Origin of the sequence: Curtobacterium sp. PhB136 (genome assembly GCF_004346855.1) — a bacterium.
Lineage (GTDB): Bacteria > Actinomycetota > Actinomycetes > Actinomycetales > Microbacteriaceae > Curtobacterium.
In genome coordinates this window covers 566,894-593,887 of record NZ_SMGH01000004.1, presented here as the reverse complement: position 1 = coordinate 593,887, position 26,994 = coordinate 566,894, and the positions used below count along the sequence as shown (strand labels likewise).

16 protein-coding genes and 1 pseudogene are annotated in these 26,994 nt (G+C 64.7%); 11 read left to right on the top strand and 6 right to left on the bottom strand.

What is annotated here, in order from left to right; all coding sequences use genetic code 11:
* Positions 1 to 73 precede the first annotated feature (73 nt).
* Complete coding sequence (locus EDF27_RS02780; RefSeq protein WP_132047211.1) at positions 74 to 1,231, top strand: globin domain-containing protein; 1,158 nt, start codon at positions 74 to 76, stop codon at positions 1,229 to 1,231.
* 208 nt (positions 1,232 to 1,439) lie between these two features.
* Here the strand turns inward: EDF27_RS02780 and EDF27_RS02775 are convergent, their stop codons facing one another.
* Positions 1,440 to 2,381 carry a TDT family transporter gene (locus EDF27_RS02775; RefSeq protein ID WP_279433174.1) on the bottom strand — a complete coding sequence of 314 codons (942 nt, stop codon included), beginning with the start codon at positions 2,379 to 2,381 and terminating at the stop codon, positions 1,440 to 1,442.
* A 568-nt stretch (positions 2,382 to 2,949) separates the two neighbouring features.
* Here EDF27_RS02775 and EDF27_RS02770 point away from each other — a divergent pair.
* From EDF27_RS02770 to EDF27_RS02745, 6 genes are all read left to right on the top strand, one after another.
* A complete protein-coding gene (locus tag EDF27_RS02770; protein ID WP_132047207.1) occupies positions 2,950 to 3,189 on the top strand; it encodes a hexameric tyrosine-coordinated heme protein in 240 nt (79 codons plus the stop codon).
* Positions 3,190 to 3,671: 482 nt separating this feature from the next.
* Positions 3,672 to 4,232: an ester cyclase gene (locus EDF27_RS02765; RefSeq protein ID WP_132047205.1), complete on the top strand. Its 561-nt coding sequence runs from the start codon at positions 3,672 to 3,674 to the stop codon at positions 4,230 to 4,232.
* 262 nt (positions 4,233 to 4,494) lie between these two features.
* Positions 4,495 to 9,879: a discoidin domain-containing protein gene (locus EDF27_RS02760; RefSeq protein WP_132047203.1), complete on the top strand. Its 5,385-nt coding sequence runs from the start codon at positions 4,495 to 4,497 to the stop codon at positions 9,877 to 9,879.
* Positions 9,876 to 10,913 carry a 2-dehydropantoate 2-reductase gene (locus EDF27_RS02755; RefSeq protein ID WP_165931332.1) on the top strand — a complete coding sequence of 346 codons (1,038 nt, stop codon included), beginning with the start codon at positions 9,876 to 9,878 and terminating at the stop codon, positions 10,911 to 10,913. The genes EDF27_RS02760 and EDF27_RS02755 overlap by 4 nt, the downstream gene beginning before the upstream one ends.
* Entirely contained in the window at positions 10,903 to 12,078 is a 1,176-nt protein-coding gene (locus tag EDF27_RS02750; RefSeq protein WP_132047199.1) for an acyl-CoA dehydrogenase family protein, read from the top strand. Before EDF27_RS02755 ends, EDF27_RS02750 begins: the two co-directional genes overlap by 11 nt.
* 2 nt (positions 12,079 to 12,080) lie before the next feature.
* Complete coding sequence (locus EDF27_RS02745; RefSeq protein ID WP_207909552.1) at positions 12,081 to 12,845, top strand: SDR family NAD(P)-dependent oxidoreductase; 765 nt, start codon at positions 12,081 to 12,083, stop codon at positions 12,843 to 12,845.
* A 112-nt stretch (positions 12,846 to 12,957) separates the two neighbouring features.
* Here EDF27_RS02745 and sigJ read toward each other — a convergent pair whose 3' ends face one another.
* Positions 12,958 to 13,845, bottom strand: a complete 888-nt coding sequence (sigJ, locus tag EDF27_RS02740) for an RNA polymerase sigma factor SigJ (RefSeq protein ID WP_347812795.1) — start codon at positions 13,843 to 13,845, stop codon at positions 12,958 to 12,960.
* 151 nt (positions 13,846 to 13,996) lie between these two features.
* Here sigJ and EDF27_RS02735 point away from each other — a divergent pair, with 151 nt between their 5' ends.
* The gene (locus EDF27_RS02735) at positions 13,997 to 14,401 is read left to right on the top strand and encodes a hypothetical protein (protein ID WP_243698178.1); all 405 of its coding nucleotides are present in this window, start codon (positions 13,997 to 13,999) and stop codon (positions 14,399 to 14,401) included.
* Positions 14,398 to 15,141 carry an NAD(P)H-binding protein gene (locus EDF27_RS02730; protein WP_132047192.1) on the top strand — a complete coding sequence of 248 codons (744 nt, stop codon included), beginning with the start codon at positions 14,398 to 14,400 and terminating at the stop codon, positions 15,139 to 15,141. Before EDF27_RS02735 ends, EDF27_RS02730 begins: the two co-directional genes overlap by 4 nt.
* Before the next feature lie 151 nt (positions 15,142 to 15,292).
* Here the strand turns inward: EDF27_RS02730 and EDF27_RS02725 are convergent.
* Positions 15,293 to 16,513 (bottom strand): annotated as a pseudogene (locus EDF27_RS02725) (DEAD/DEAH box helicase); the annotation flags it as partial.
* Positions 16,514 to 16,754: 241 nt separating this feature from the next.
* Here EDF27_RS02725 and EDF27_RS02720 point away from each other — a divergent pair.
* Positions 16,755 to 17,966 carry an aminotransferase class I/II-fold pyridoxal phosphate-dependent enzyme gene (locus EDF27_RS02720; RefSeq protein ID WP_132047188.1) on the top strand — a complete coding sequence of 404 codons (1,212 nt, stop codon included), beginning with the start codon at positions 16,755 to 16,757 and terminating at the stop codon, positions 17,964 to 17,966.
* A gap of 157 nt (positions 17,967 to 18,123) precedes the next feature.
* Here EDF27_RS02720 and hemQ read toward each other — a convergent pair whose 3' ends face one another.
* Both hemQ and secA read right to left on the bottom strand, forming a co-directional pair.
* A complete protein-coding gene (gene hemQ / locus EDF27_RS02715) occupies positions 18,124 to 18,840 on the bottom strand; it encodes a hydrogen peroxide-dependent heme synthase (protein WP_132047186.1) in 717 nt (238 codons plus the stop codon).
* A gap of 42 nt (positions 18,841 to 18,882) precedes the next feature.
* On the bottom strand, positions 18,883 to 21,690 hold the full coding sequence (secA, locus tag EDF27_RS02710) for a preprotein translocase subunit SecA (protein ID WP_132047184.1): 2,808 nt from the start codon (positions 21,688 to 21,690) through the stop codon (positions 18,883 to 18,885).
* Between the two features lie 248 nt (positions 21,691 to 21,938).
* Here secA and EDF27_RS02705 point away from each other — a divergent pair, with 248 nt between their 5' ends.
* Positions 21,939 to 22,403: a MarR family transcriptional regulator gene (locus EDF27_RS02705; RefSeq protein WP_243698177.1), complete on the top strand. Its 465-nt coding sequence runs from the start codon at positions 21,939 to 21,941 to the stop codon at positions 22,401 to 22,403.
* Between the two features lie 212 nt (positions 22,404 to 22,615).
* Here the strand turns inward: EDF27_RS02705 and EDF27_RS02700 are convergent, their stop codons facing one another.
* Positions 22,616 to 26,725, bottom strand: a complete 4,110-nt coding sequence (locus EDF27_RS02700) for a discoidin domain-containing protein (RefSeq protein ID WP_132047182.1) — start codon at positions 26,723 to 26,725, stop codon at positions 22,616 to 22,618.
* Positions 26,726 to 26,994: the final 269 nt, after the last annotated feature.

The following is a 26,994-nucleotide window of genomic DNA, read 5'->3' as shown; positions in this document are numbered from 1 at the left end:
TCGTCGCCGGTCTGGCGCTTTTTCACGGGACATCTCGCAACAGCGTACGGGCTTCCGATGCGACTGTGACGGCATGACTGAAACACCTTCGAGCGTGTCCCTCTTGTCGGATGCAGCTCAGCCCATCGTCGCGGCGACGGCAACAGCGCTGGCGGCGCGGATGCCGGAAATCAGTGTGGCGTTCTACCAGAGACTTTTCGATGCGCACCCAGAACTCCTGGACGGGATGTTCAGTCGCGCGAATCAGGCAACGGGACGGCAGGCGAGCGCTCTTGCCAGCAGCATCGTGACATTTGCCGTGTTGATGCTTGACGGTGACCACCCGATCGATCTCGTCCGGCGCATCGCGCATCGGCACGCATCACTTGGCGTCTCCCCGCAGCAGTACGCGGTGGTCTACGAGCATCTCTTCGCGGCAATCGCCGCGGACCTCGGTGACGCCGCGACGGACGCCGTCGTCGCAGCGTGGACCGAGGTCTATTGGCTGTTCGCCGACCTGCTCGTTGCTGAGGAGTCACGGCTCCACAATTCCCAGCCCAACCCTGCGTTCTGGGCGGAATGGAGAGTGGCAGATTCCACCTTGGCGAGCTCCACGGTTCGCTCGATGACGTTCACCCCGACCGACGACACACCAATCGCCGACGCCCTGCCAGGGCAGTACGTCAGCGTGCGTGTTCCGGCTGCGGATGGCCTTCGCCAAGTTCGGCAGTATTCCCTCCTCTCGCCCGGCCAGGTTCGTCGGATCGCTGTGAAGCGCGATGACGGGGGTGAGGTGTCGCCCGTGCTTCACGGGTTGCAGCCGGGCGCGATCGTCGAAATCTCGAATCCGTATGGGGAACTGACGCTGGACGAATCGGACCGCCCTCTGGTGCTCGCAACGGCTGGAATCGGCTGTACGCCGGCGCTTGGATTCTTGGAAGGGCTGACCGCAGCCGGCAGCGACCGCCGCGTCATGGTTCTGCATGCGGACCGTTCGCATGACCAGTGGGCGCTGCGGTCGGAAGTCGCTAACAACGTTCAACAGCTCAAGAACGGGACACTGCACACCTGGCTCGACGGGCGTCGTATGCGGCTCGAGGACGTGCAGCTGCCTGAAAATCCTGTTGTGGTGATGTGCGGACCGCTCGGGTTTATGAAGTCCCTACGGGACCAAGCGGTGGCTGCTGGGATCGCCGATGAGGATGTGCGGTACGAGATGTTCGGACCGGATGTCTGGCTGAAATCCGTGTGAGCGACTCAGTAGGAGCGGGCGCTTGGCTGGCGGCCTTAGCGGCCCCAGCGGGCTGCTGTCGGGATAGTTCGGGATAGCGGCCGCCACCCAGGTGCTTCGCCGCCGCCGTCAGAGTGAGGGTGGTTCGCCTCTGAGGACGTCGTCACCATGGCTGAGACGTCCCGGGGTTCGATGCGACGGGCAGAGTGGAGTGTCGTTGACGGTCTCGCTACGGGGTTCGGGCAACCGGCCTGGCACGGTCAGCGCGGGTGTGACGAATGACGAGCATCACGGTTCCTGCGGCTAAGAATGCGACGAGCACCGTGATGACGACCGCAACGGCGCCGACGGCCGAATGCGGCGAGTGCTCGGCGATGAGGACGCGGACGGCCACGTTCGCACTCGAGGCTATGGGGAATGAAAACGTCCACCAATTCATCGCCAACGGCAGCGACACGTACTGGGCGGCCGCCGTCAGCTGGACCAGCAGCATCATCACCATGACCCCGACCAGACCCGCGGCGACGGCATCGAAGCGGCCGTGTTCGGCGTCCATCCAGGCGATCGCTGCTGTGGCGGGAGCGGCGAGGAGGATCGCGGTCGAGGGCAGCAATGCAGGCGTCAGGGGCGCGCGGGAGATGAGCCGGGTGAAGATCACGCCACCAAAGACGAGGAGAAAAAACACGCCAGCGCCGAACTCCGCCCACGCCGCAGCGCCCGCGCCGACCGCGTGTAACCCGATCGACGCGATGAACGGGCCAGCGACTACGGGAAGGTAGTAGCCGGCGTGCAGGGACTCGGGAGAGATCCCGCCGCTCAACCAGTGGCCGAGCAGGACCGCGTCCACCAACGCGAGCAGGGCCACGAAGCTCCAGATGAACCACGGGCGGGCTTCTGGCTGCAACATCCCGTAGTGGATTCCGAGGAGCAGACCGATCACCGGAACATACGCAATCAGCGGACCCTGGATTGGGTGCTTGTGCGCACGGTGCAAAAACCGCTGTCGGAGTCCCACGACAAGATAGTTCACGGTGAAAGCAAGCCAGAGCACGCCAGCGAGTGCTGTTGACACCTCACTGGCCACCTGCCCTCCCGAGCCAAGGCCGGCTGCCGTCCACAGCGAGCCGACGCCGGCGAGCCCGAGGGGCATCGCGAACCACCCGAGTGGCACAACGGACCAGAACGTGGCGTCTCGGCCGACGCCAGTGTTACGCCGCAACAACGTGAACGCTGAGGCCGCAGCGGCAGCGCGCCGCGCACCTGGGGAGGCGCGTCTGATGCGAGGTCCGGACTCGCGCGGCGGTGGGATGCCGCTGGGTCATGTTCACGTGAATCATCCGAGTCCTCATCCTCCTGGCGAAAGCGTCCTCGACACTCTCCACGCCAGGAAGACGACGCAACGCCTCCGTCTGTGATGTCTGCGGCCAAAACGGTGGTTCCCGGACCGAGCAGACCAGTGTCCATGGTTCGTGCGTGTTCCCGCCGCCTTCCCCGCCGAGCGACGCATGCGCACCCTAAACGGGAACCACCTCACATTCACTGGCGCTACATCGTCCTGAACTGTATGAGGCATCCACACCGGCGGAGGCTGGGTCTCCCGGCAGCTCCGGCGCCATGCTCAGCGAGCCCCTCACCCGCGCAGCAGCGTGTGAGGTCACAAAGCTTTCACTTTTGCACGATTCAAGTGTGTACGCTTTAGTCGTGCACGACTTACGTCTACGCGATTGGATGGAGCGGCGATGGCTGAGCAGTGGTTGACGACGTTGATGACGCCGACTGCCGAGGAGGGGTTCATGCTGGCCATGAAGCTTTCCCGGAAGGTCGTGGCGCTTACGCAACCTGACGCGGAGGTACGCACGCGGCTGCGGCCGGTGTATTCCGAAGACCCGGACGCGCTGATCGCGACGTCGCAAGTGGTTGCGACGAACTTTCAGACCATCGCGGCAGCCAACGACTACTGGCGTGCAGTAGCGCAGTAAGTGAGCGTCCGTCTGGCTGATGCAGCGGTACATCTGGTGGCAGCGGACGCGACTGTTCGCCAGTGCGGCAGTCCGGCAACTGAGCGTCGAAGCGACTGCGAACCACGTCACGTGAACGACAGCGCAGCCATCAGCGACATTCCGTCGATGATCGTGATTGATGCGGACGGTGTCGGCCCCTGGGATTCGCGAAGAAAATCGTCCCTCTCACTCAACCGACGAAGGTCCGCTTCCCGGTGTCGCCGCTCCACCCCTGGCCGTCCCGCGGGTGGAGCGGCCACACCGGGAAGCGAGCGCGCCGAGAGTCGAAGGCTGTTGCGCTCGTGCGATCACGGTTTCCCGCCGGGCCGCACGGCGACTACGCCCCAGCGGTAGCGCCACTGGACGCCAGTCATAGTGGCGACAGCCGACGTGCACTGGGGTTCGACACCACGGTTCCCAACCTTCTTCGCGCGCCCGCTGAACTCAAAGGAACACTCATCATGCGTAGTGAATTGCAGCAGGCACTCGATATCTTCCACGTGCTCGAGTCCGGCGACGTGGCGCTCGCACGGCGCACTGCGGCGCCGAATTTCCGTAATAGGGAGGCCGCAGTTGCGCCGCGAGCGTGTTCAATCCCCGGCGCCGGAGGACTTCTCGCGTCCAGTGCGTGGATGCGAGGTGCGTTCGACGAACTGACGTTCCCAATCGTGGGATCTGCGTTCGACGGGGAACATGCGTGGATTCGACTCCGGATGCAGGGCATTCAGCGGCGGCCGTTCGTACAGTTCCGCAACGGCCAGCCCGACCGCGTGATGCCGGCAACCGGCCGACGGATCAACTTCGAACAGATCCATGTTCTCCGGGTCGGACCCGAAGGCGTCACCGGCCACGAAGCCGTGCGGGACGACGTAACCATGCTGCAGCAGCTCGGAGCGTTCCCTCCGTCGCCATCCGTGATGTTGGGGATGCTCAACGGCAAAGTCACCGGCGCTGCCCGTCGGGCTGCGCGTGATGTGTCGAAAGCTGCAGACGTGGCCGCAGCACAAGTACGAACAGCGTGACTGTCCCCAACGAGGAGGCCAGCAACGTGCGGCGTCTCGCCCGAAGCTCGGAAGGGTCGCTCCGTGACGGTTTCCCACCGCACGTCCTTGGACGCGCATCCGTTCGTCGGACGCGGGCAACCCCGCCAACACGACGAACGACCCGCTGACGTCCGTCGGCGTCCAGTCTGATCCGCCAGTTGACACCGGACGACCCACGCTCCACCCTCTCCGCGCTACATCAGCGCAGTACACAGCAACCCCTTCACGACAGGAGCCACCGATGCGTGCGCCGAGAACCAGCTTCCAAGCCTTAGCGCTGCTCACAGCGTGCTTTGCGCTGACCGCAGGAGCGATGCTGCAGATGTCGGCGCCCGCGCACGCGGCCGCCGCGCGTCAAACGGCCGACGCACCGCCGGCGGTAGCGCCTGCTGCGAACGGAGTCGCCGTCGGCGACGGCTCATATGCGCCGAGTCCTCCGGCAAGCATCACGGATAGCAAAGACGTGCAGGCAACGCTGAATCAGCATCTCTATATCGACCCGTCGCAAGCCGGCAAGCCCGTCCCAACAAATCAATGGTGGACGGACCTGGTCGCCAGCAAATACTCGGGCGACATGTGGGCATATCCGTTCGTGTCCTCGAACAGTTCGAGCGGCACGAAGCTCACCTACCCCACGCGGTGGAACGATGATGGCACCGGGATGCGATTGGAAGACCCGATCACCGTCGGTGGTTCCGTCAACCCGACTCCCGACGCGTCCGACCGCGTCCTAGCGGACTTCGAGAACGGTGTTCCGGCCGGATGGACGGCTACTGGTACGGCATTCGCAGCAACCGCGACGGGCACGAACCGCGGTCAAAGCGAGGTGTCCGGTTGGCTGGGCTCCGGCTACCTGAACTCGTTCCCCGACGATGCCGGCGACAGTGCCACTGGCACCCTCACCTCTCCTACCTTCACGCTCGACCGATCCACCCTGGCGTTCCTGATCGGCGGTGGCAACCATCCCGACGAAGAAGCAGTACAGCTCCTGGTCGACGGGAAGGTTATCGAAAGTAGCACCGGGACCAACAGCGAGCAGCTCCAGTGGACGTCGTGGGATGTTGCCGCATACGAAGGCAAGACCGCGCAGGTACGCGTGGTCGACGCGCTCAGCGCAGGCTGGGCACACATCTTGCTCGACCAGATGCTCCTCACCGACGCACCGAACGGAATTCCACAGCGGTTCTCGACGGCGTTCTCCGCGAAAGAAGCAGACGCGCTCCGCTGGGGCGACTGGAACGTCAGCTGGCGCATGCCGCAAGACGGTCCCGGCGGCCAGTACATGGACGTCACCGCCGTCCAGGGCTCCCCATACGAGTGGTTCGAGTTCCACGGCATGACCCCTCGGATCACACTCGCCGACGGTGCAACGGTTACCGACGCCGGCGGCGATCCAATCGCCCTCCCAACGACAACCGACCGATTCGAGATCCGGCAGGACGGACACGTCTTCGGCGTGCACGCACCGGCCGGCACAACGTTCAAGCAGGCCGGAAACGCAATCGAAGCGTCAGTCGGCACACCGTACTTGGTGGTCAGCGCCGACCCGAAGTCCGGACTCACGCTCGACCAGCTGCAGCAAACTGCGTTCGCTGTCCCCCGAAACACGACGATGGATTACTCCTACGACGCCGACAAGGGTCAGGTCGAGCAGCATTGGAGCGTCGACACCGACGCCCTGCAGGGCACCAACCACGACACCGTGCAGGGATGGCTGCAACACCAGTACGCCGACACGACGAACAACCTTGACTTCACCGGCGCCACGTACGCCACCCCGCGCGGCACCATGAAGACCACCATCGGCCACGGTGGGTGGACGCTGGATTACAGCTTCACCGGCATGACACCGATCGGTGCCACGCCGAGCAGCGGCGGAGCCAGCCCCTACGCGACCGACGTCATGCGGAAGTATTTGTCGGACTACGCCGAGAAGACCACGTACGGGGGCGACACGTACTGGGGCGGCAAAGACCTCGAGCAGCTCGCTGAGTACATGACCGTCGCGAAGCAGATCGGCGACGTGAAGGACGCAGCAACACTGCAGAACACCCTCGAGAAGGCGCTCACCGACTGGTACACCTACTCGACCGGTGAGAGCGAGCACTTCTTCGCCATGTATCCGACGTGGAAAGCTCTTATCGGATTCGGGGACTCCTACGGTTCTGCGCAGTTCAACGACAACCACTTCCACTACGGTTACTTCGCAGTGGCCACCGCTCTCCTTGGGCAAGCCGACCCAGCGTTCGTGAAGCGGTTCGAAGGCATGGCAACCCTGGTGACGAAGGAATACGCCAACTGGGACCGTGACGACAATAAATTCCCGCACCTGCGCACATTCGGCGTCTGGGAAGGACATTCGAACGCAGGCGGCGTCTCGTCGCCTGGCGGAAACAACCAGGAATCGTCGTCCGAAGCAATCCAGTCCGAGGCAGGTCTGTTCCTGCTGGGAACGGTGCTCGGTAACACGCACATGCAAGCCACCGGCGCTATGGAATACGTCACCGAGCGTGCGGCGGTCCGTGACTACTACCAGAACGCTCACGGGAACACAGCTTCCAAGACGTACGACGGCAACGGTGCGTTCCCCGACGCGTACCAGCATGGCCAGGCCGGGATCCTATTCGACTCCGGACAAGCGGAAGCCACCTACTTCTCAGCAGACCCAGCCTGGATTTACGGCATCCAGTGGATGCCGACCGCGCCGTGGTTCGACTACTTCGGCTGGGACCCAGATTTCTCGAAATCGATCATGCAACAGATGATGCGCGACCGACCGAAAGCCGTCGGGCAGGACGGCGTGGTGAGCGGCAACGCCGGCCACATTCAGATGCTCACGAAGAAGTGGTGGGGTGTCGGAAGCTACGGCGACACGAAGATCACCCAAGACCGTCAGGCGGCGATCGGAGAACTCGAGGACGCGATCCGCGCCGCTGAAGCGAACCACCCGGGATACGTCACGAAGAAGACTGCGTCGAACCCGCTATACGACAACGCGAGCGACACGTTGTACGTCTCAGTGGACGATCACGGCGCCGTCGTCTTCCCCGCGGAGTACTGGACCCCGACGACACTGCCGGCGTCACTGACACCCGCGCAGCTGGACAGCGCCACTGCGGACAAGCAGCCGACGGACTGGCCGACTCCGTCGCCGCTGCTGCCCTACCTGTCGACGAACTACACCGCAGACACAGCCACCATCAACCGGCTCTACTCGGTGGATCTGACCGACTACAAGCCGGGAACCGACACCGGGAACGCCGCAGCGGTCTTCAGCGGGATGGGAGACGCTCTCGGGAACGTGGTCCTCGGCTTCCTCGCCCAGTACGACCCGGACACGTACGCCGACATTCACGCCGCACTCTGGAAAGCCAACGATCCCGCAGTGACCGGGCAGTCGATGGCAGGGATGGTCTACTACCAGGCCATGTCGAACCGGACGGTTGGCACTGAAGTCATCAACCGGCACACGTCCGACCCGCTCAGCCAGGTGTTCCGTGCGTCCGACGGGACGTACTCGTACGTGCTCGACAACACGGACGGTGTCCAGCACTCCTACAACGTGTATGAGGACACGAAGGTGATCGGGCAGATCTCTGTCCCAGCCCACACGCAGATCACTTCGCATCTCGACGCCCACCTGGCGAAGATCGTTGTCAGCACGACGGGTGACCCGCGGACGATTGTCCCGGGTTCCTCAACGAAGTTCGAAGCGACCGGTTACGACCAATACGGTGCCACGATCCCGCTCGAACACGTCACCTGGAGCGCCGACACCGGAACCGTCGGAGAGGACGGCACCTACAAAGCAGGTGATCCGGCGGATACAGCCACCGTTACAGCTACCGTCGGAGACACGAAAGCGTCGTACTCGTTCCGCGTTGCGGCGGCACCCGTACTCACCGGGATCACGATCACACCGGGCTTCGATCAGCTCGTCGTGGGGACGCCGGCACACTTCACAGCCGCAGGGCGCGACCAATACGGTGACCTGGCCAAGCTTCCTGCCGCCCCGGTGTGGGGCTACACCGGCCCAGGCAGCGCAACGGCCGATGGCACGATCACGACCAGCGCGGCCGGATCTGGATATGTGACCGCAACTGCTGGTGGTATCGAAGGCAGCGCCGTCGCATCATCCGTTGCAGGTATCCCCGATCTCTCCAACCACTCAACGGCTACGGCATCCTCCACAGACGGGGCGAACACGGCCTCTAACGGGTTGGACAACGACCCAACGACGCGGTGGGAGAGCGAGCACGGCGTCGACGACGTTGACTACACAATCGACCTCGGAAGCGCCGCCGATATCACCACGGTCGGTGTGAACTGGGAAAATGCTGCAGCCAAGCAGTACGTGCTGCAGGTTGCGGACAGCGCCGACGGCGATTGGCGCGACGTGAAAACCGTCGACAAGACTGACGCTGCCGCCGACAGCGTCAGTGTCGGAACCACCGCCCGGTTTGTCCGACTGCACTTGCGCAGCCGTCAGACTGGGTACGGATACTCCATCTGGGACGTGCACGTGTACGGGACCCCGGCGGCGGCAACCGTGACGGCATCCGATGTGCTTGTGGCCCCGCGCGCGTCCGCTGTCCTGCCTTCCACTGCAGTGCATCTGACTGCGTACGGATTCGACCGCGACGGTTACGGCGGTGCCCTCAGCGGTTCTGCCGCCCCGGCGTGGACGGTGACCGGCGGCGGGGATATCACCGCCGATGGAACACTGACCTCCGCAAACAGCGGCGGCGTCACCGCAACTGTCACCGCAACACGCGGCACCACATCCGGACACGCCACGGTGACCACCGTGGCGACAGGAGACACTCCCACCCCAAACCCGTCGCGTGATATCGCCGTCGGCAAACCAGTGACCACGTCGAGTGATGAGAGCGGGAACCTGGCCGGGGAAGCAGCGGTGGACGGTGACAGCAGCACCCGCTGGTCGAGCAGCGCCCATGACGGTGAATGGCTGACCGTCGACCTCGGTGAAACGGTGCCGGTCGATAAGGTGCAGATCGATTGGGAAGCGGCGTATGCGGACTCGTACCGTATCCAGACGCGCACCAACACTGACGCGACGTGGCAGACCGCAGCCGCAATGCCCCACGGGGCGGGCGGCGAAGAGACTCTGTCGCTCCACGGTGTCGCCGCACGGTACGTTCGACTGCTCGCGGACACGCGGCACACCAACTACGGCGTGTCCCTGTGGAACTTCCGCGTCTACTCGAAGGAAGGCGCGCCGACACCCGATCTCGCTCGCGGCGCTGTGGTGAGCTCCTCCGACGATGAATCCGCATCGGTACCGGCACGGAACGCCGTCGACGGGGACAGCACATCTCGATGGGCGAGCGGGCACACCGACGATCAGTGGCTCACTGTTGACTTGGGCGCCTCCGAGCCGGTGCATCAGGCGAAGATCCGCTGGGAAGACGCCTATGGGCGTGGCTACCGCATCCAGGGGCGAAACGCCTCGACCGACCACTGGACCACGCTCGCCAGCGAGAGCGACGGCGACGGCGACACGGACACCCTCGCGCTCAATGGGTCATGGCGGTACGTCCGGCTCCAAGGCGACGAACGCGCTACCCCGTACGGGTACTCCGTCTACGACTTCGAGATCCGATGAGCGACGCCAACTGGCGGCAGGGTTCCGTCGGTGCCGGTGGGGCGGCACCCTTGAGTGCCGCCTCGGAGCGGACGCCGTCTCCAGGGTTCGATGTGCGAAAACGGGAACCAGCGCCGGCGCGGGTCGCCCTCATCGGAGCGGGGGCAATCGGACTGGCGGTCCTCGCCGAACTGAACCCGAAGCGAGCATCGGCGACCATCTATCGGCGCTCACCTTCGACCACTCAGCCAGAGGTGCGGTATCCCGACGGGTCGTTCATGGTGATGGAGACACGCCAGGTCACTGATCCCGTCGACGCTGAACCGGCCGACTGGGTGTTCATCGCGACGAAGGCGCACCAGACGGCGTCGACCGAACCGTGGCTTCGCCGCGTCGTCGGGCCGGACACTGTCGTGGTGGTGCTTCAGAACGGCATCGATCACGCCACGCGAGTCCCGCAACTGGTTCCATCCGAACGGATCCTCCCCACCATCGTGCACACCGTCGCCGCCCGGCACGGTCATATCGTCAACGTGCTCGCACGCAACCAAGTACTCGTTCCGCCGGGCGCGACGTTCGACCGTCTCTCACGACTCTTCAAAGCGCCGCAGCTGATCGAACCGGACCCAGATTTCGCCGCGAACTCGTGGCGGAAACTGATCCTCAACACCGCGTTCAACTCGATCACCACGATCACCGGCGCTCCGGCCTCGATACTCGCCCTCCCAGCGGTGTCTTCCTTGTTCCGGCAGACGCTGCGGGAAGGCGTTCGAGTCGCATCCGCGATGAACGTCCCGTTCCGAGCTGACGAAGCGAAGCGCCTCTACGACGTCATCGCCGCGCTGCCGCCGAAGGCGTCGTCCTCGATGCGCCGCGACTGGGAATCCGGAGCCCCGCTCGAGACCGACTACCTCAGCGGCGCGGTCATCGACGCGGGTCGCCGGACCGGTGTCCCCACACCGACCATTGACGCCCTCCACGGGATCCTCACCGCGCTGGGCACCTACACGCCGCAACCAGAACCGATACCGCAACGGACCCGTCATGCCAGCTGACAACCGACCGTCCGATCCTCGCGAGACGGCGACTGGTCTCATCCCTTTCCTCACGGAGTACGCGCCGCGGCACGACGCTGCTGGCACCATCAGTCCGGAAGTGCTCCACCGGATTCAGGCGGAAGGGATGCTCCGTCTCGGCACACCCCGAGCTTTCGGTGGGACCGGCGCGGACGTCGTGACCGCGATCGACGTCTGCGAACGTCTCGCCGCCGGTTGCGCTGCTACGTCCTGGATCGTCGGAATCGCCTACGGCGGCAATCTGCTCGCGTCCCAAATGAGCGATCAGGTGCGGGCGCAGATCTGGGCAGCAACACCGGATGCGTTCGTGTGCGGGACTGCGAACCCGGCGGGGACCGCCGTACCCATCGACGGTGGCTGGCGACTCACCGGCCGATGGGGGTGGATGTCAGGCATCAACCACGCTCCCTGGACCTTGCTGGGCTTCCTCGACGACGCCGGTGCAGCAGGCCCCGAACGCCGGATGGCGCTGGTATCGACCGCATCGCTGGAGGTCGAACACACGTGGGCTGTCGCGGGAATGCGGGGCACCGGCAGCGACACCGCGATCACGGACGGTATCGACATTCACGAAGATCAGACCATCTCCCTCGAAGCGATGGCGGCGGGGGAATACCGACTCCTTCACCCCGACCAGCCTCGGGTGATTTTCCACCTCTCGATCAATTTGCCGTTGGCCGGAACTGTCATCGGCATCGCAGCGGCCGTCCTTGACGCGGTCATCGGACGCGTCCGGTCCGGTCAGCGATCGTCGTCCCCGCAGCACCACCTGGTAGCTGAGTCTCCGAGTCATCAGCTCGCCATCGCGGATGCCGCAACACGTATCGACGCCGCACGGCTGCTCCTGCGGCGCGCGGCCGCAGACGTCGACGAGGCGGCCGCCGGAGGGCGCCTCCCGGAACCGCGAATCCGGACCAGAATTCGCGCTGACGTCGCATTCGCGGTGCGGACAGCACGCCAGGCAGTCGCCGACCTGCTCGACATGGCCGGGTCGAGCAGCTTCGCGGATGAGTCAACGATGCAACGGGCATGGCGCGACATCGAGACCGCGTCACGGCACGCAGCATTCAGTGCGCGCACCAATCAGGAGCTGCATGGTGCGGCCCTGCTGGGCGTCGACTTGCCGAACGACCCGAGGATCTGAGCGTGCCCGACTCGAAGGCCGCGATCGGAAGCGCCGGCGTAGCCATTGTCACCGGCGCCGGCCGAGGCATCGGCTCGGCCATCGCCGCTCGACTCCACCGCGACGGGTACCGGGTCGCCGTCGTCGACCGAGATGCGGCTACGGCGACAGCGGTCGCCTCGCAGCTCGACTCGACGTTTCGGTCCGCCACACAAATTCTCGCCGACGTCGGCGATCCCACCGACCTCGATCGTGCAGTCGACGAAGTCGAAGCGCTGTGGGGGCCGGCAGCTGTGCTGGTCAACAACGCTGCGATCACCGCGCCGGGTTCCGTTTGGGAGGTCGGCGTCGACGAATGGGACGCTGTCCTCCGAGTCAACCTCCGCAGCGTGTTCCTGCTGAGTCAGCGATGCGGAGCGAACATGCGGACCGCAGGGTGGGGCCGCATCGTGAACTTGACATCGTTAGCCGGGCAGCAGGGCAGCCTACTCGCGGGAGTGCATTACGCGGCGGCAAAAGCCGGCGTCATCGCCGTCACGAAAACATTCGCGGGAGATCTCGCCCCGCACGGCGTCACCGTCAACGCCGTCGCCCCGGCGCTGATCGCCACCCCAGCTGTCACAGCACTCGGGGAGGCGTCCGTCCACGCAGCAGTCCGACATGTGCCGGTCGGGCGGCTCGGGAGCTCCGAGGAAGCTGCGTCGGCCGTCGGCTACCTGTGCAGCGAAGAGGCAGCGTTCATCACCGGAGCGACCCTAGACATCAACGGCGGCCTCCACATGCGCTGAGTTGGACGGTTGCGGAAAGTATCGCGAGAAGCCGGAAGGGTCCAGCCAGTTGGACCGCGCGCCTCCGCTCACGGTCGGGACGATGGGGCGTGAGCGCACCGAAGCCGCGCGGTCAAGTGATCGTGCCTTCGTCTGCACCGGAGGGGAGAGTCCAAAGGGATAGCTTTTCCGGGTTCACAACCATTCGGACGTTAGTGACGAGCCCGCCGAGAACGTCGAGCGTGACGACGCCGGTGATGCGTCCTTCACGCCAGATCACGAAGCCGAGCCCGTCGTGAGTCTGCTGCTCAACCACCTCGGCTTGTGGTTGTTTCGTCAGGGCGCCGAGAAGGAACCGGGCGACCCGGTCTGCGCCGTAGATCGGATTGCGGGCAGCCTTGACGACGCCGCCGCCATCGGAGCGCAGCACGGCGGTGGGGTCCAGTGCCTTGATGAGAGCGTCGAGATCACCGGTTCGTGTTGCCGCCGCGAATCGGCGAACGACTTCATCGTGTTCGCTCCGCGGGACCGTCCGAGATGGCGAGGCTTGCACTCGCGCACGCGCAGAGGTCGCAAGTTGCCGGCACGCTGCGGGAGTGCGCCCGACGATCTCCGCGATGTCGGGGAAAGGCAATCGGAACACGTCGTGGAGCACGAACGCCACCCGCTCAGCGGGCGTCATCGCCTCCAGCACAACTAAGAGCGCCATGCTCACAGAATCATCCAGGGTCACCCGCTCCAGCGGATCCTCACCGAGCTCAGCGAACGCGGAAGTGGGAACGGGTTCGGGTAGCCACGGACCCACGTACCGTTCCCGACGCGCTCGAGCGGACCCGAGCATGTCGAGACAAACCCGGCCGGCAACCCGGGTCAGCCACGCTCGCGGAACATCAATCTTTTCACGCTTGAGCGGATCCATCCGGTACCAGCGAATATATGTCTCCTGCACCGCATCCTCGGCTTCGGAGATCGTTCCGAGCATACGGAACGCGAGCGAGAGCAGATGCCGGCGCTCACCGATCAGCTCGTCGTCAACTGTGGGTTCATCGTGTGCGTGAATCTTGGGCCTCCAAATCTATAAGACGAAGCACTGCGGCCAGGTGTGAGGCCTGACACCTGACAGTTCTCCCCTCCACGTCGTCCTGAAGGGTATGAACACGTTTTTTCGGCGAGTGATCCTCGCACTGACCGTTGCCCAGGGCCTCCTCGTCGGGATCTGGGCCGAGTTCTTTCCTCGATCCTTCTACGATTCGTTCCCCGGGTTCGGCCTGCACTGGGTGAGCATGATGGGCGCTTGGGATGAGCACCTTGTCAGCGACGTGGGCAGCTTCTACCTGGGTCTGAGCGCGCTGACAATCGTCGCGATCTTTGCCCGCACGGATGGTCCTGGCCGTCTCGCCGGCATCGGTTGGACCGTGTTCGGAGTGTTCCACTTCGTCTACCACCTCACCCACCCGATGGGCTCGACCTTCGATCGGGTCGGGAATCTCGCCAGTCTCGGTGTCGCCGCACTGCTCGGGATCGTCCTGCTCTTCCCGGGTCGCACGGTCGCAGCAACGAAGGAGCAGCGGGTATGAAGATCGCGATCGCTGGCGGCACCGGTACCGTCGGTCGCCATGTCACACATGCCGCTGCGGTGGCCGGTCACGACGTCGTCGTCCTGTCCCGTTCAAAGGGCGTGGACCTGATGAGCTCATCCGGTCTTGCGGAGGCTTTGGTCGGCGTCGACACCGTCATCGACGTCTCAGCACCGTCAACGATCTCCACGAAGAAGGCCGTCGCGTTCTTCGGGACAGTGACCGACAATCTGCTCACCGCAGAACGTCGAGCGGGTGTCGCCCACCATGTGCTGCTCTCGATCATCGGCGCCGCCAAAGCGAACTCGGGCTACTACGCCGGGAAAGCGCTCCAAGAACAGATGGTGACTGGATCCGTGGACAGGTGGAGCATGCTGCGGACGACGCAGTTCCACGAATTCGCGCAGCAGACGGTCGCCCGCGGAACAACGCTCGGTCTGTTCATCGCCCCGAACATGCGTAGCCAGCCGATCGCCGCTGCCGACGTGGCCGCGGAGTTGGTCACAATCGCGCTCCAAGAGCCGCAAGGCATGGTCCCGGATCTGGCTGGCCCGCAGGAAGAGTCCATGCCAGACCTCGTCAGACGCTACGCGCGGGCATCGGGCAGAAACAATCCTGTCCTGCACCTCACCCTGCCCGGGGCGATCGGGAAAGCGATGCGGGACGGCGTGCTCCTGCCTGAACCCGGCACTCGGCACAGCACCGGGACGTTCGACGAATGGCTCGCCGCGCACCGCTGAGTGCCGTCGCCGACTGCTGTCGCGGACGACCGTGCCCATCGTCGGCTCGTGGACGACAACGGCCGTGCTGTCGACGGCGACCAGGTCAGCTGCGCTGGCGGCCACGGTCGAGCTTCTTTGGGTGGCTCCGTCCTCCCGCTCCCTGGGGGGACGGTGCGCTCAAGCGCCCTGTGGAGCCGCGCGGGATGTCGAGCTGTTCGAATAGGTGCGCACTTGAGGAGTACGTCTCAACCGGATTCGGCTGCCCCATTTCGAGCGCACGGTCGATCAGGGCCCACTTGTGAAGGTCTTCCCAGTCGACGAAGGTGACGGCGATGCCGGTCTTACCGGCTCGGCCGGTCCGTCCAACCCGGTGTACGTACGTGTCATGGTCGTCTGGGACTGCGTGGTTGATCACGTGAGTGACATCGACGACGTCAATTCCACGGGCGGCGACATCCGTTGCGATGAGGATGTCGATCGTGCCCGCTTTGAACCCGGCCATAGCTCGTTCGCGTTGCTCCTGGTTCAGGTCGCCGTGTACCGCTGCGGCGAGGAAGCCACGGTCGGTGAGGTCCTCGACGAGGCGGGCGGCAGCGCGTTTGGTTCGTGTGAAGATGACGGTCTTGCCGCGATGCTCCGCTTGCAGGATGCGGCCGATGATCTCGAGCTTGTCGAGGGAGTGAGCGCGGTACACGAGGTGCGTGATATTCGCCTGGGTCAGGCCTCCGTCGGCGTCGTTCACGCGAATGTGTACCGGACGTGTCATGAACCGGCGGGCGAGGGCGAGGATCGGGCCGGGCATCGTCGCGGCGAACAGCATCGTGTGCCGGATCGGTGAGACGTACCGGAGGATGTTCTCGATGTCGTCAAGGAACCCGAGGTCGAGCATCTTGTCGGCCTCGTCAAGTACGACCTCCTGCACCTGTGCGAGGTTGAGAAGTCCCTGCCCAGCGAGGTCGAGCAGACGGCCCGGTGTCCCGACGACGATTTGCGCTCCTGCCTGCAGCTGTTCGACCTGCCCGTCATACGCCCGGCCGCCGTAGATGCTGACGACTGTCGTCGGACGGTTCGAGGCTGCGAGTTGGAGGTCCTCCGCGACCTGGACGCAGAGTTCGCGGGTGGGGACGACGACGAGGACCTTCACACCCGGTGTGGGGTCCGGGCCGATGCGCTGAATGATCGGAAGGCCGAATCCGAGGGTCTTGCCGGTCCCGGTTTGCGCTTGACCGATGATGTCTTGTCCGTTGAGGGCGAGCGGGATGGTCTGGGCCTGGATTGGGAACGGGTCGACGATGCCGTGAGTAGCGAGCGCATCCACCATGTCCTGGTCGATACTGATTTCAGAGAACGTCACAGGTGTGCTCCTGGTGGTCGAGTGCGGATGCCCCATGGTCAGGGCGGCTTGTCCGCCAAGTGCAACGGAGTCGGGACGCACGAGGCGCTGTGCCGGATCGTCCGAGTGAGGCAGATGGAGGTGCTACGAACTCCGACGCAGAGCGTGTCGGTTGGACGCGCAAGCGCGACCGCGAGCGGATAGTTCGTGCCCTAATCGTAGCTCATCGTGGATGACGGTTCCGGGTTGGCGGCGTAACAAGGGCGCAGGGTTAGTGCACGAACGCTAGCTTGGCCGCATGACTTCCCGCCCAGACAAAGAAAACCCAGCGACCCTGGCATTCCTCACCCAGGCCGTCCACGCCGGCAATCACGTCGACCACGGCTCGGGGGCGATCCGGACACCGATCGTGATGGCGAACTCCTACGCCCTCCCAGAGGACGCCTCGAGCGTGAACTGGTCGGGCACGGACATCCCCCTTTACACCCGTAACTCCGGCGCGAACCAATTGGGCCTGCAGGCGAAGCTCGCCGCGTTGGAGGGCGGCGAGGACGCCGTCGTGCTCGCGACGGGCGTCGCGGCTCTGCACTCCGTATTCTTCGCTTACCTCAACAGTGGCGATCACATCGTCGTCGCGGATGTCACGTACGAAGCCACGTGGCGGCTGTTCACGGAGTTACTACCGCAGAAGTACGGTGTGCAGGCCACGTTCGTGGACGCCTCCGATCTCGACGCGGTGCGGGCTGCGATCCGAGAGAACACACGCTTGGTGCACGTGGAAGCGATCGGGAACCCGACGACGAAGGTCACCGATATCGCTGCTGTGGCGCAGATCACCCATGAGGCAGGCGCCCTGCTCGTGGTGGACTCCACTTTCACCCCGCCACCGCTCTACAGGCCGTTGCAAGATGGGGCAGACCTCGTGGTGCAGTCGTTGACGAAATACATCAATGGCCACGGTGACGCGATGGGCGGTGCGGTGGTGGGCTCACGCGAGCTGATCCGACCGCTGAAAACAGACGCCATGGTCTCGGTTGGGGGAGCGATCTCGCCCTTCAACGCGTGGTTGATCACCCGCGGCTCTGTCACGCTTCCGCTGCGTCTGGCCCGGCACATGGACTCAGCGCAGCGCATCGCCGAGTTCCTCGAAGCGGATCCGCGGGTTGCGTACGTGGCCTACCCGGGGCTTTCCTCCCACTCGGGACACCAGCTTGCCGTGCAACAGTTCCGCGGCCGTGGTTTCGGCGCCATGATCGCGTTCGCGGTCGACGGGGATCCGGAGACACAGAACCGTTTCGTGAGCAACCTGCGCTTGATCACCTCGGCAGTGTCACTCGGCCACGACGAATCGCTGATCGTGCACGTCGGCACCGACGGTGCTCGAGTGGTCGCCTACCCGGATGTGTTCAAGGAGTACGGCCATTTGCGGTTCTCGGTTGGGCTCGAGGACCCCGACGACCTCATCGCTGATCTGGACGCCGCACTGGGCGCGACGTTCTCGGACGAGTGAGGGGACTGCGACCACATGAGTGTCGACGACGAAAATCACTCCGGACGTGACACCGAATGCAGAGCCGACATCGAAGCGTCCATGAACCTGCTTCTCGGACAGGTGCTTTCCGGGGACCCGCGCTCCATCGTCTGGTGATGCGGGGCGCGTTTCCCGGTCAGGAGAGTACGTCTGGGAGCTCCGTGGTCGTCACACGGCGCCCGGTGAAGAATGGCAGCTCCTCGCGGACGTGGAGGCGAGCATCGGTGTATCGCAGCGCCCGTGTGACGTCGACCAGGTCAACCAAGTCGGGACTCTCCATGGGCAGGATCCACTCGTAGTCGCTGAGCGCGAACGTGGCGATCGTGTTGGTCAGGACGCGCCGGTACTTCGCGCCTGCGAGGCCGTGCTCCCGGAGCATTCGGCTGCGCTCCTCGTCGGGAAGGAGGTACCAATCGTAAGAACGGATGAACGGGTAGACCGTGATCCAGTCGCCGGCGGGTTCGCCGCGGAGGAATGCAGGAGTGTGCAGCTTGTTGAACTCGGCCTCGCGGTGCATGCCCATCGCGTTCCAGACCGGAACCATCTGCCGGAGCAGAACGGTGCGGCGCAGGTCGCGCAACGCCGCCTGAATCCTCGCGGCATCGTCGCCGTGGAGCCACACCATCACGTCGGCGTCAGCGCGGAGCCCTGAAACGTCATAGAAACCCCGGACCGTCACTCCGTCGGCGTCCGCGTCGGCGACCGCTGCGTCGAGTTCACCGACCGTTTCATCGCCGTAAGCAGGTGCCGGATGCTCTGGCCGACGGAACACAGCCCAGAGGGCATATGCGGTCTGGAGTGGGGCGTCGGCACCGGTTGCCCGATCGGGCTGCGATGGCGTGGTGGTGCTCATGTGGTCCTCTGTTCTTGATCAGGGAGATAGGAGAGCGCCGTGTCAGCGGCGATTACGTTCGGCTGCGCGCCGCTGGTCACGGTTCGTCGGCGGCCCGTCAGCACTGGGAAGGCGCTGCCCGAACGCACCGCGTGTCAGATGCTGCGTTTGGCTCGTGGATGGTGCGACTTGCGGGGCCGGTGCGTCCGTCGCTCGATCGTGCTCGGCACGGTCGGTCGCAGCCCGGTCGATCCTGCCGCGCTCATCACGCACTTCCACGCCGCCCGCGTCACTGGGCGCCGTGTAGCTCAGCGACGCCGGCTCGGCGTCCGCGGCGTCCAAGCCGTTCGCGGTGATCGCAGCAGAGGCGTCAGTGACTTCCGCCACCTCGACTTCGAGGTTGAAGAGGAAACCGATGGTCTCCTCGCGGATCGCGCCAACCATCTGCTGGAACATGGCGTAGCCCTCGCGCTGGTACTCGACGAGCGGGTCGCGCTGCGCGATCGCGCGGAGGCCGATGCCGTCCTTGAGGTAGTCCATCTCGTACAGGTGGTCACGCCAGCGGCGGTCGAGGACGGAGAGGACAACACGTCGTTCAAGTTCACGCATCGCGACGGGCCCGAGCGCGCCCTCGCGACGCGTGTACGCAACCTGTGCGTCCGAAAGAACTTCGCGACGGATGAAGTCGCCACTGATACGACCCTTGCTACCAACCTCTTGGATGACCTCGTCGATGGAGATCCCGACCGGGTAGAGCGTGCCCAGCTCAGCCCAGAGAGCGGCTAAATCCCATGCATCGCTGCTGCTATCCGCGGTGTGAGAGCTGAGCACCGCATCGATGACGTCCTCAAGGAAATGCTGAACACGCTCGTGCAGGTCGTCACCCTCGAGGATGTGGCGGCGGTCGCTGTAGATCGCTTCGCGCTGGCGGTTCAGGACGTCGTCGTACTTGAGGACGTTCTTGCGGATCTCGGCGTTGCGGCCCTCGACCTGCGACTGGGCGGAACGGATCGCGCGGCCGACGAGCTTGTTCTCGATGGCGAGGTCGTCCGGGACGTTCGAGCGGCCCATCAGGCTCTCGGCGGCACCGGAGTTGAACAGGCGCATGAGGTCGTCGGTCAGCGACAGATAGAACCGGCTCTCGCCCGGGTCGCCCTGACGGCCGGAACGACCGCGCAGCTGGTTGTCGATGCGACGGGACTCGTGGCGCTCGGTGCCGAGGACGTAGAGTCCGCCGGCGTCGCGGACCTTATCGCCCTCGACCTCGACCTCGGCCTTGACGCGGGCGAACACCTCGTCCCACTCGGCCTCGTACTCCTCCGGCGTCTCCGTCGGCGAGAGCCCCTTGGCGTGCATCTCCTGCACAGCGAGGAACTCCGCGTTCCCGCCGAGCATGATGTCGGTACCACGACCGGCCATGTTCGTCGCGACGGTGACGGCGCCGAGTCGACCCGCCTGGGCCACGATCGCTGCCTCTCGCGCGTGGTTCTTGGCGTTGAGGACCTCGTGCTTCACGCCCTTCTTCGCGAGGAGCTTCGACAGGTACTCGGACTTCTCGACGCTCGTGGTGCCGACGAGGACCGGCTGGCCCTTCTCGTGGCGATCCGCGATGTCCTCGGCGACCTGCTCGAACTTCGCCTTCTCGTTCTTGTAGACCACGTCCGTCCGGTCGATACGGATCACCGGCTCATTCGTCGGGATGACCACGACGCCGAGCTTGTAGGTCGACATGAACTCGCCGGCCTCGGTCTCGGCGGTACCGGTCATGCCCGACAGCTTCTGGTAGAGGCGGAAGTAGTTCTGCAGGGTCACGGTGGCGAGGGTCTGGTTCTCGGCCTTGACCTCGACACCCTCCTTCGCCTCGATCGCCTGGTGGATGCCCTCGTTGTACCGACGGCCCATCAGGATGCGCCCGGTGTGCTCGTCGACGATGAGGACCTCGCCGTTCATCACGACGTAGTCCTTGTCCTTCTTGAACAGGGCGACGGCCTTGATGGAGTTGTTGAGGAACGAGATGAGGGGCGTGTTCGCCGACTCGTACAGGTTGTCGATGCCGAGGTAGTCCTCGACCTTCTCGATACCGGGCTCGAGGACGCCGACGGTGCGCTTCTTCTCGTCGACCTCGTAGTCCTCGCCCGGGGTGAGGCGCTTGGCGATGGACGCGAACTCGGTGAACCAGCGGTTCGCCTCACCCGAGGACGGGCCGGAGATGATGAGCGGCGTGCGTGCCTCGTCGATGAGGATCGAGTCGACCTCGTCCACGACGGCGAAGAAGTGTCCGCGCTGGACCATGTCGGAGGCCTGCCACGCCATGTTGTCGCGGAGGTAGTCGAAGCCGAACTCGTTGTTCGTGCCGTACGTGATGTCGGCGGCGTACTGCTCGCGGCGCTCGGCCGGCGACTGGTTCGCGACGATGCACCCGGTCGACATGCCGAGTGCACGGAACACGCGACCCATGAGCTCGCTTTGATAGCTGGCCAGGTATTCGTTGACGATGATGACGTGCACGCCGCGCGACGGGATCGCGTTCAGGTACGCCGCGGTCGTCGCGACGAGGGTCTTGCCCTCACCGGTCTTCATCTCGGCGATGTTGCCGAAGTGGAGTGCCGCGCCGCCCATAAGCTGCACGTCGAACAGCCGCATGCCGAGGGTGCGCTTCGCCGCCTCGCGGACCGCTGCGAAGGCCTCCGGCAGGAGGTCGTCGAGGGTCTCGCCGTTGGCGTACCGCTCGCGGAATCGGGCTGTCTCCAGGCGGAGTTCATCGTCGGAGAGGTACGTGAAGTCCTCCTCGATCGCGTTGACCAGGGAGGCGATCGCCTTCATCCGACGGAGGGCACGACCTTCCCCGGCACGGAGGACCTGTTGGAGCATGTGGCCTAGAATGTTGCCAGAGCCCACGGCGCGTACCCGGGTCTCTGGTCTCCCGCGACGGTTCGTCTGTGCTGTGCTCGTCATCGCGCCACTCCCGGAATACACTCGAATCGGTCAGCCCGGGCGGTCGCGCAGACGCAGTGCAGCCGCGTTCGGACCGGAATGATTCGTACCCTAACACAGGCTTCGTGCACTAATCGTGGCAGGGTGAGGCCGGCTCACACGACCCCGACGATCGGAGAACGACAGTGGTAAGCACCGACCGGTCTGAGGTCCTTCGGCTGGAGAATCAGGTCTGCTTTGCACTGGTGCTGGCCTCACGCGGCATGATCGCTCTCTACCAGCCGCTGCTGGAACCGCTCGGGATCACGCATCCGCAATACCTCGCGATGCTGGCCCTCTGGGAGCGGAACCCGAGGACGATCAAGGATCTCGGGGAAGCCCTGCAGCTGACACCCGCCACACTCTCCCCTCTGGTCAAGCGGCTCGAAGCGCTGGGCTTGATTGATCGCCGTCCGAACAGCAACGACCCCCGCCAACTCGACATCACCGTGACCGAAGCCGGAATGGACCTCCTCGATCAGGCCGAGACGATCCCCGGGCGCATCGCTGAGCTGCTTCGAATGGAGAACGCGCAGCTGCTGGAGTTGTACAACATTCTCCATACGACGATCAAGGCCGAACGCCGCGCGCTTGATTCGGACCTCCCCTGACCTGATTGTTCGATCACGGTGCCGTGGATTCATCGTCATCGGCACGTGGAGCAGACGCGGCTTCTGATGCGGCTCTGAACGCTGCTTTTAACCATGCCGGGTGCCACGGCACCAGCGGGTGTCCGCAGCGGTTGCTGCGGTGTGCGCGGCTGAAAGGCGGTAGCACCGCGAAGTCGGTGGAGCAGAGCGCGGTGTCCTGCCCCACCGACTAGTTAGGCTGTCACGGCCGGCGCGTTGTACGCCTCCGCCCTGAACGAGACGTTCCCGGAGGCTGCCGGATATTGCACGGCGACTTCACGGCTCTCGCCGGGCAACAGCCAGAAGTAGTTATCCGAGTAGGTCGCCGGCAGGACGCGTTCACCGCGACGAGTGCGGACCGACAGGCGGGTCATGGCTGCAACCGTGCCACCACGGTTCGATACCGTGACCGACGTGGAGCGCCGGCCGCCCTCCGGGCGAATGCTGTGACCGGTGAGACCGAGACGGGTCTTCGGCCCGGTCGTCAACAGTCGCATGTCGTTTGGCTGCTGATAGCGCCAGTACGTGTTCGTCGACAGCGTCCCGGTGTGGTCAGACATCGTCAGGCGAACGAGGTGCAGAGCGGGCGCATGGGCGGGTACCTCCACGACGAATGCACGTGTGGTGGAAGAGGCCCCCATGTCGATGTGCACTTCCCGACGCTCGCCGAGACGGCGACCGTTCAGATCGTAGACGTCGGCGCGGACTGTAACCCCCTTGCGTGCGGTGGTGGTGTGGTTCACCGCTACGATCTGCCAGTCGGTGGGACTGGCTTGCACGTGCAGCGGTTCGCAGCCAGCGCGGGCGCCGTAGTAGGCGCCGTTGACGTCGAGATCGTAGTCGTACGTTTGCCAGACGGTGCTATACCAGGCCGGGTGGGACATCCACAGCAGGAGCGCTGTTGCGTCGTTCCAAAGGTTCGCGTTCCACGCTTCGAACATCGCACGGTGGTTCTCGTAGTTGACGAACTGCGCACGAGTCGCCAGCTGGTCGAGGCTCTCGGCGGTACCGAGACGGTCCTCGATAGCGGCCTTGTAGCCGGCGGTTTGCTGGTTCGCTGTCTCTGACCAGTCGTGGTAATTCCACACCTCGCCGATCGGCCACCCCCGCTCGTCGCCGACGAGGTTCCTCATCGTCTCGGTCACCGGGAGAACGGGCATCCCAATCTCGGTGTGGAACCCGAAGGTGCCAGTGTCATATGTGGTCTTGTCGTAATAGTTGCTTGGCTCGACCCACCGGTAGGGGCCGTGGCCGCTGGCGATGCCGCCGGCACTGTTAGGGATGTAGATCGTGTCGGGCTCATGGTCGGCGACTGCTTTCGCCATCCCTGCGTCGATGTGTCCGGGGGGTTCTTCCTCGTTCGCGCCGCACCACACCACGATGGATGGATGGATGCGGTAGCGGCGGATGGTTTCCACCACGGTGTCGACGTACCCGGGGATGTCGTCCGGGAACTGGCCTGCTTCCCAGAAGTCGTTCCACATGAGAAGTCCGTACTGGTCGCACAATGCGTACAGTTCGTCACGGTCCGACGAGCCGAGCCAGTTGCGGATCATCGTGAAGTTCATGTCCCGATGCATCCGGACCGTGTTCTCGAGGCGGCCGTTCGAGACGCCCGCGTCAACTCGACGCAGGAGCTCGTCGTAGCCCCAGTTCCCGCCGCGGCAGAACACGCGGACCCCGTTGACGCTCAGCGTCAGTTGAGTGATGCGGTTATCGACACTGAGTGCAGTGCGCCACGTCGTCCCGTCGTCCGACACTTGGATCGTGTAGTCGCGGGCGTAGGCGAGCTCCCAGTCGATGGCGATGCTCGAGAACTGCCGCGGAGCGCCGAGGTCGACCTGAATCCATTGGTTGTCCTGGTACCCGGAGGACCACCGCGTCCGAGGGTTTCCATCGACGGCGTTCGAGGCGGGGTTCCCGTCGTCGCTCGAGGAGGTTGCAGACGCGCTGAGAGCGAGGTCGGTGGGGTCGTCTTCGTTATAGACAGACAGGCGCCACATTGAGATTCCGTAGCTGCTGACCCGTTTCCCGCCCTGGATGCGAACGAAGCGTGCGGTTTGGCTGGCGAAGGTCTCCGTCTGCACGAAGGAGTCGCCGTATGCTCCGGTGTTGTCGACGGCCTGCGCAGTGTCCCAGGTCTTCCCATCGTCTGAGGTTTGCACCTCGTAGCGTGCAGCGTAGGCGTTCTCCCAGGCGACCTGGACGGTGTCGAAGCTGACGTTGGATCCCAGGTCGACTTCGAGCCATTGGTCGTCGGCGTATTCGGACGCCCAGCGGGTTGATGCGTCACCGTCCACTGCTTTGTCGGCGGTGCCCCATGATTCCCCCGTCGACGACGCGGACGCGGCGTGTCCTTGGGCGAGGTCGCTGCCGGCAGAGTTTTTCGAGTCGAGGACGGCGAACCGCCAGATGGAGAAGCCGTATTGGGTCGCCCGAGTGTCAAGCTTGAGGCGGACGTAGCGTGCGGTTTGACGCGGGAACGTGACGACCTGACCAGGCTGGTCGCTGCCTTGCGCGACGATGAAGGTCGGCGTCGTCGCCTGCGGCACGACGATGGGTTGGTTTGACGCGTAGTCGAACTGACGGATGCCGAACTGCGTGGTGCGCTTATCGCTTGTCGCCCCGCCGATCGCCGTCGTGATGGTCAGCGCATGCAATGTGGGGTCGCCGTAACCGTTCGGCCACCAGAGGCGCGGTCGACGCAGTCGTAGCGCGGGCGTGTTCGTCGGGGAGAAGACCACGTCGAGTTCAGTGTTGGCCGGCACCGTGATGGTTTGGCTTGCGTTCACAGAGTCGAAACTGATCGACACCCGCGTGCTGATGCTGGTCTTGCCAGCGTTACGGACAGGCACCGTGATGGTGAGTTCGGCGACGTCGAGGGCCGGCAGGTTCGGCAGTTTCGTCACGACGTGCGCGTCGCCAATGACTGCGTGCCCGGTGCTTCGCAGCCGGACGTGATTCCAGATGCCCGTGCCGCGATCGCGCACTGCCGGCATCCAGTCCCAACCAGAGGACGCAAGGTAGGTGGGGGAGTCCAAGAAGAGGTGGCCACCCTGCAGGAAGGTGTTGCCGTTGCTGCTCTTGTCACCGGGGACACCTGGATGCGCCATGGGCCGGGTCCGAACGGCGAGGGTCTGCGCTCCCGGCTGATGGCCGTGACCAGTTCCGCTGCTGAGGAAGGGGGCGATATCGAAGTGGCCGCGCACGAATGGGTTCGCAACCGAACCGACAGATTGGCCGTTGACGAAAACGTCAGCCGTCTGGGTGATCCCATCGAGCTCCAACCACACGTGACGCCTCGGGCCGGTGTTGAGTCCACGCGGAATGGTGAAGTCGCGCCGGTACCACCAGTCGTGTCGTGAGAGCGCTTCGGGAGCGTGGAGGTTCGCGAATCCGCCGACGGGGTCAGGGAGCTTGCCCTCTGCGACGAGGGCGCCGTGGACGGTTCCCGGCACAACAGCTGGCAGCCACTGGATGTGCTGCAATGACCCTGGAGTCGAGACGACTTTGCCGTCACTTGTTCCCACGTAGGAGTCAGCGGTGAGCTCCCAGCCGGTGTCGATGGGCACCGTTCCATCAGAGGCGACCGCGAGTGCCGGCGCTGGTAGACGCTCATCGCTCCAGTCGGTCCACCCCGTGGCGGCCGGACGGTGCCCTTGCGGCACGCCGTAGACCTCGAACCCGTTCAGTCCGACAGGGTTGGTGTTGGATCGGGCGGTTTCCACCATTCGGATCCAGCGGGCTTTCACTGTCTTGGGCAGGCGGACGTCGACCACGCCGCCCGGCCCGGTCGTTGTGGCGTACGCATCCTGCCAGGAGTGACCGTCGGAAGAGACCTGCAGCGAGAATGCGGTAGCGGCACTCGAGAGGACTTCGTTGCCGTACGTCTCCCCGTAGTTGCCGTTGAATGCCGGATCAGTGAGCGCCGCTTCGAAGGTGAGACGTACGCGTTCGATGCTGCAGACGCCCTGGAGATCCACGGCGATCCACTGACCTTCTCCGGAACCGGTTGCGGCGCGCCAACCCGACCCACGAACGCCCGTTTCGACGAATCCGTCGACGGCGAAGTTCGCCGGAGTCGGGGCGTAGTCGGTCGTGGAAGCCGACGTCGGACGGTACAGGGCAAGGTCCGACGGGGAGGGGGAGCCCACAAGTTGGGACAGAGCCGCACTCGCACGCTGTGGGGACGCGGCGGTGATGGCCACGGCTGCAAGGAGCGCTGCACCCGACTGAACTACGGTCCGACGGGATAGGCCACGCCGCGAGGGACTGTCGGCCTCTTCCGGTGATGAATCTGACATAACGAACAACTCCGTTCGATCTGTGGCTTGGCTGCGACGGGGAAGCGACCGACACGATCACTCTCTGACAGCGCTGTCAGAGTGCCGTGTGCACGCCGATGATGTCAACCCCATCCCGTCGTTCCCCGTCCAGAAAGGTTCGATGAGCGGCCAGCATCAGGGAGCGGCTGTCGGAGAGGATCAGGCGCCGGGCTGCCGAGGGTGCTCCGAGCGCTTCGGAGCGTCGATCCGACCGTGTCACCCGACAAGCCGGGAGTCCGATCGAGATG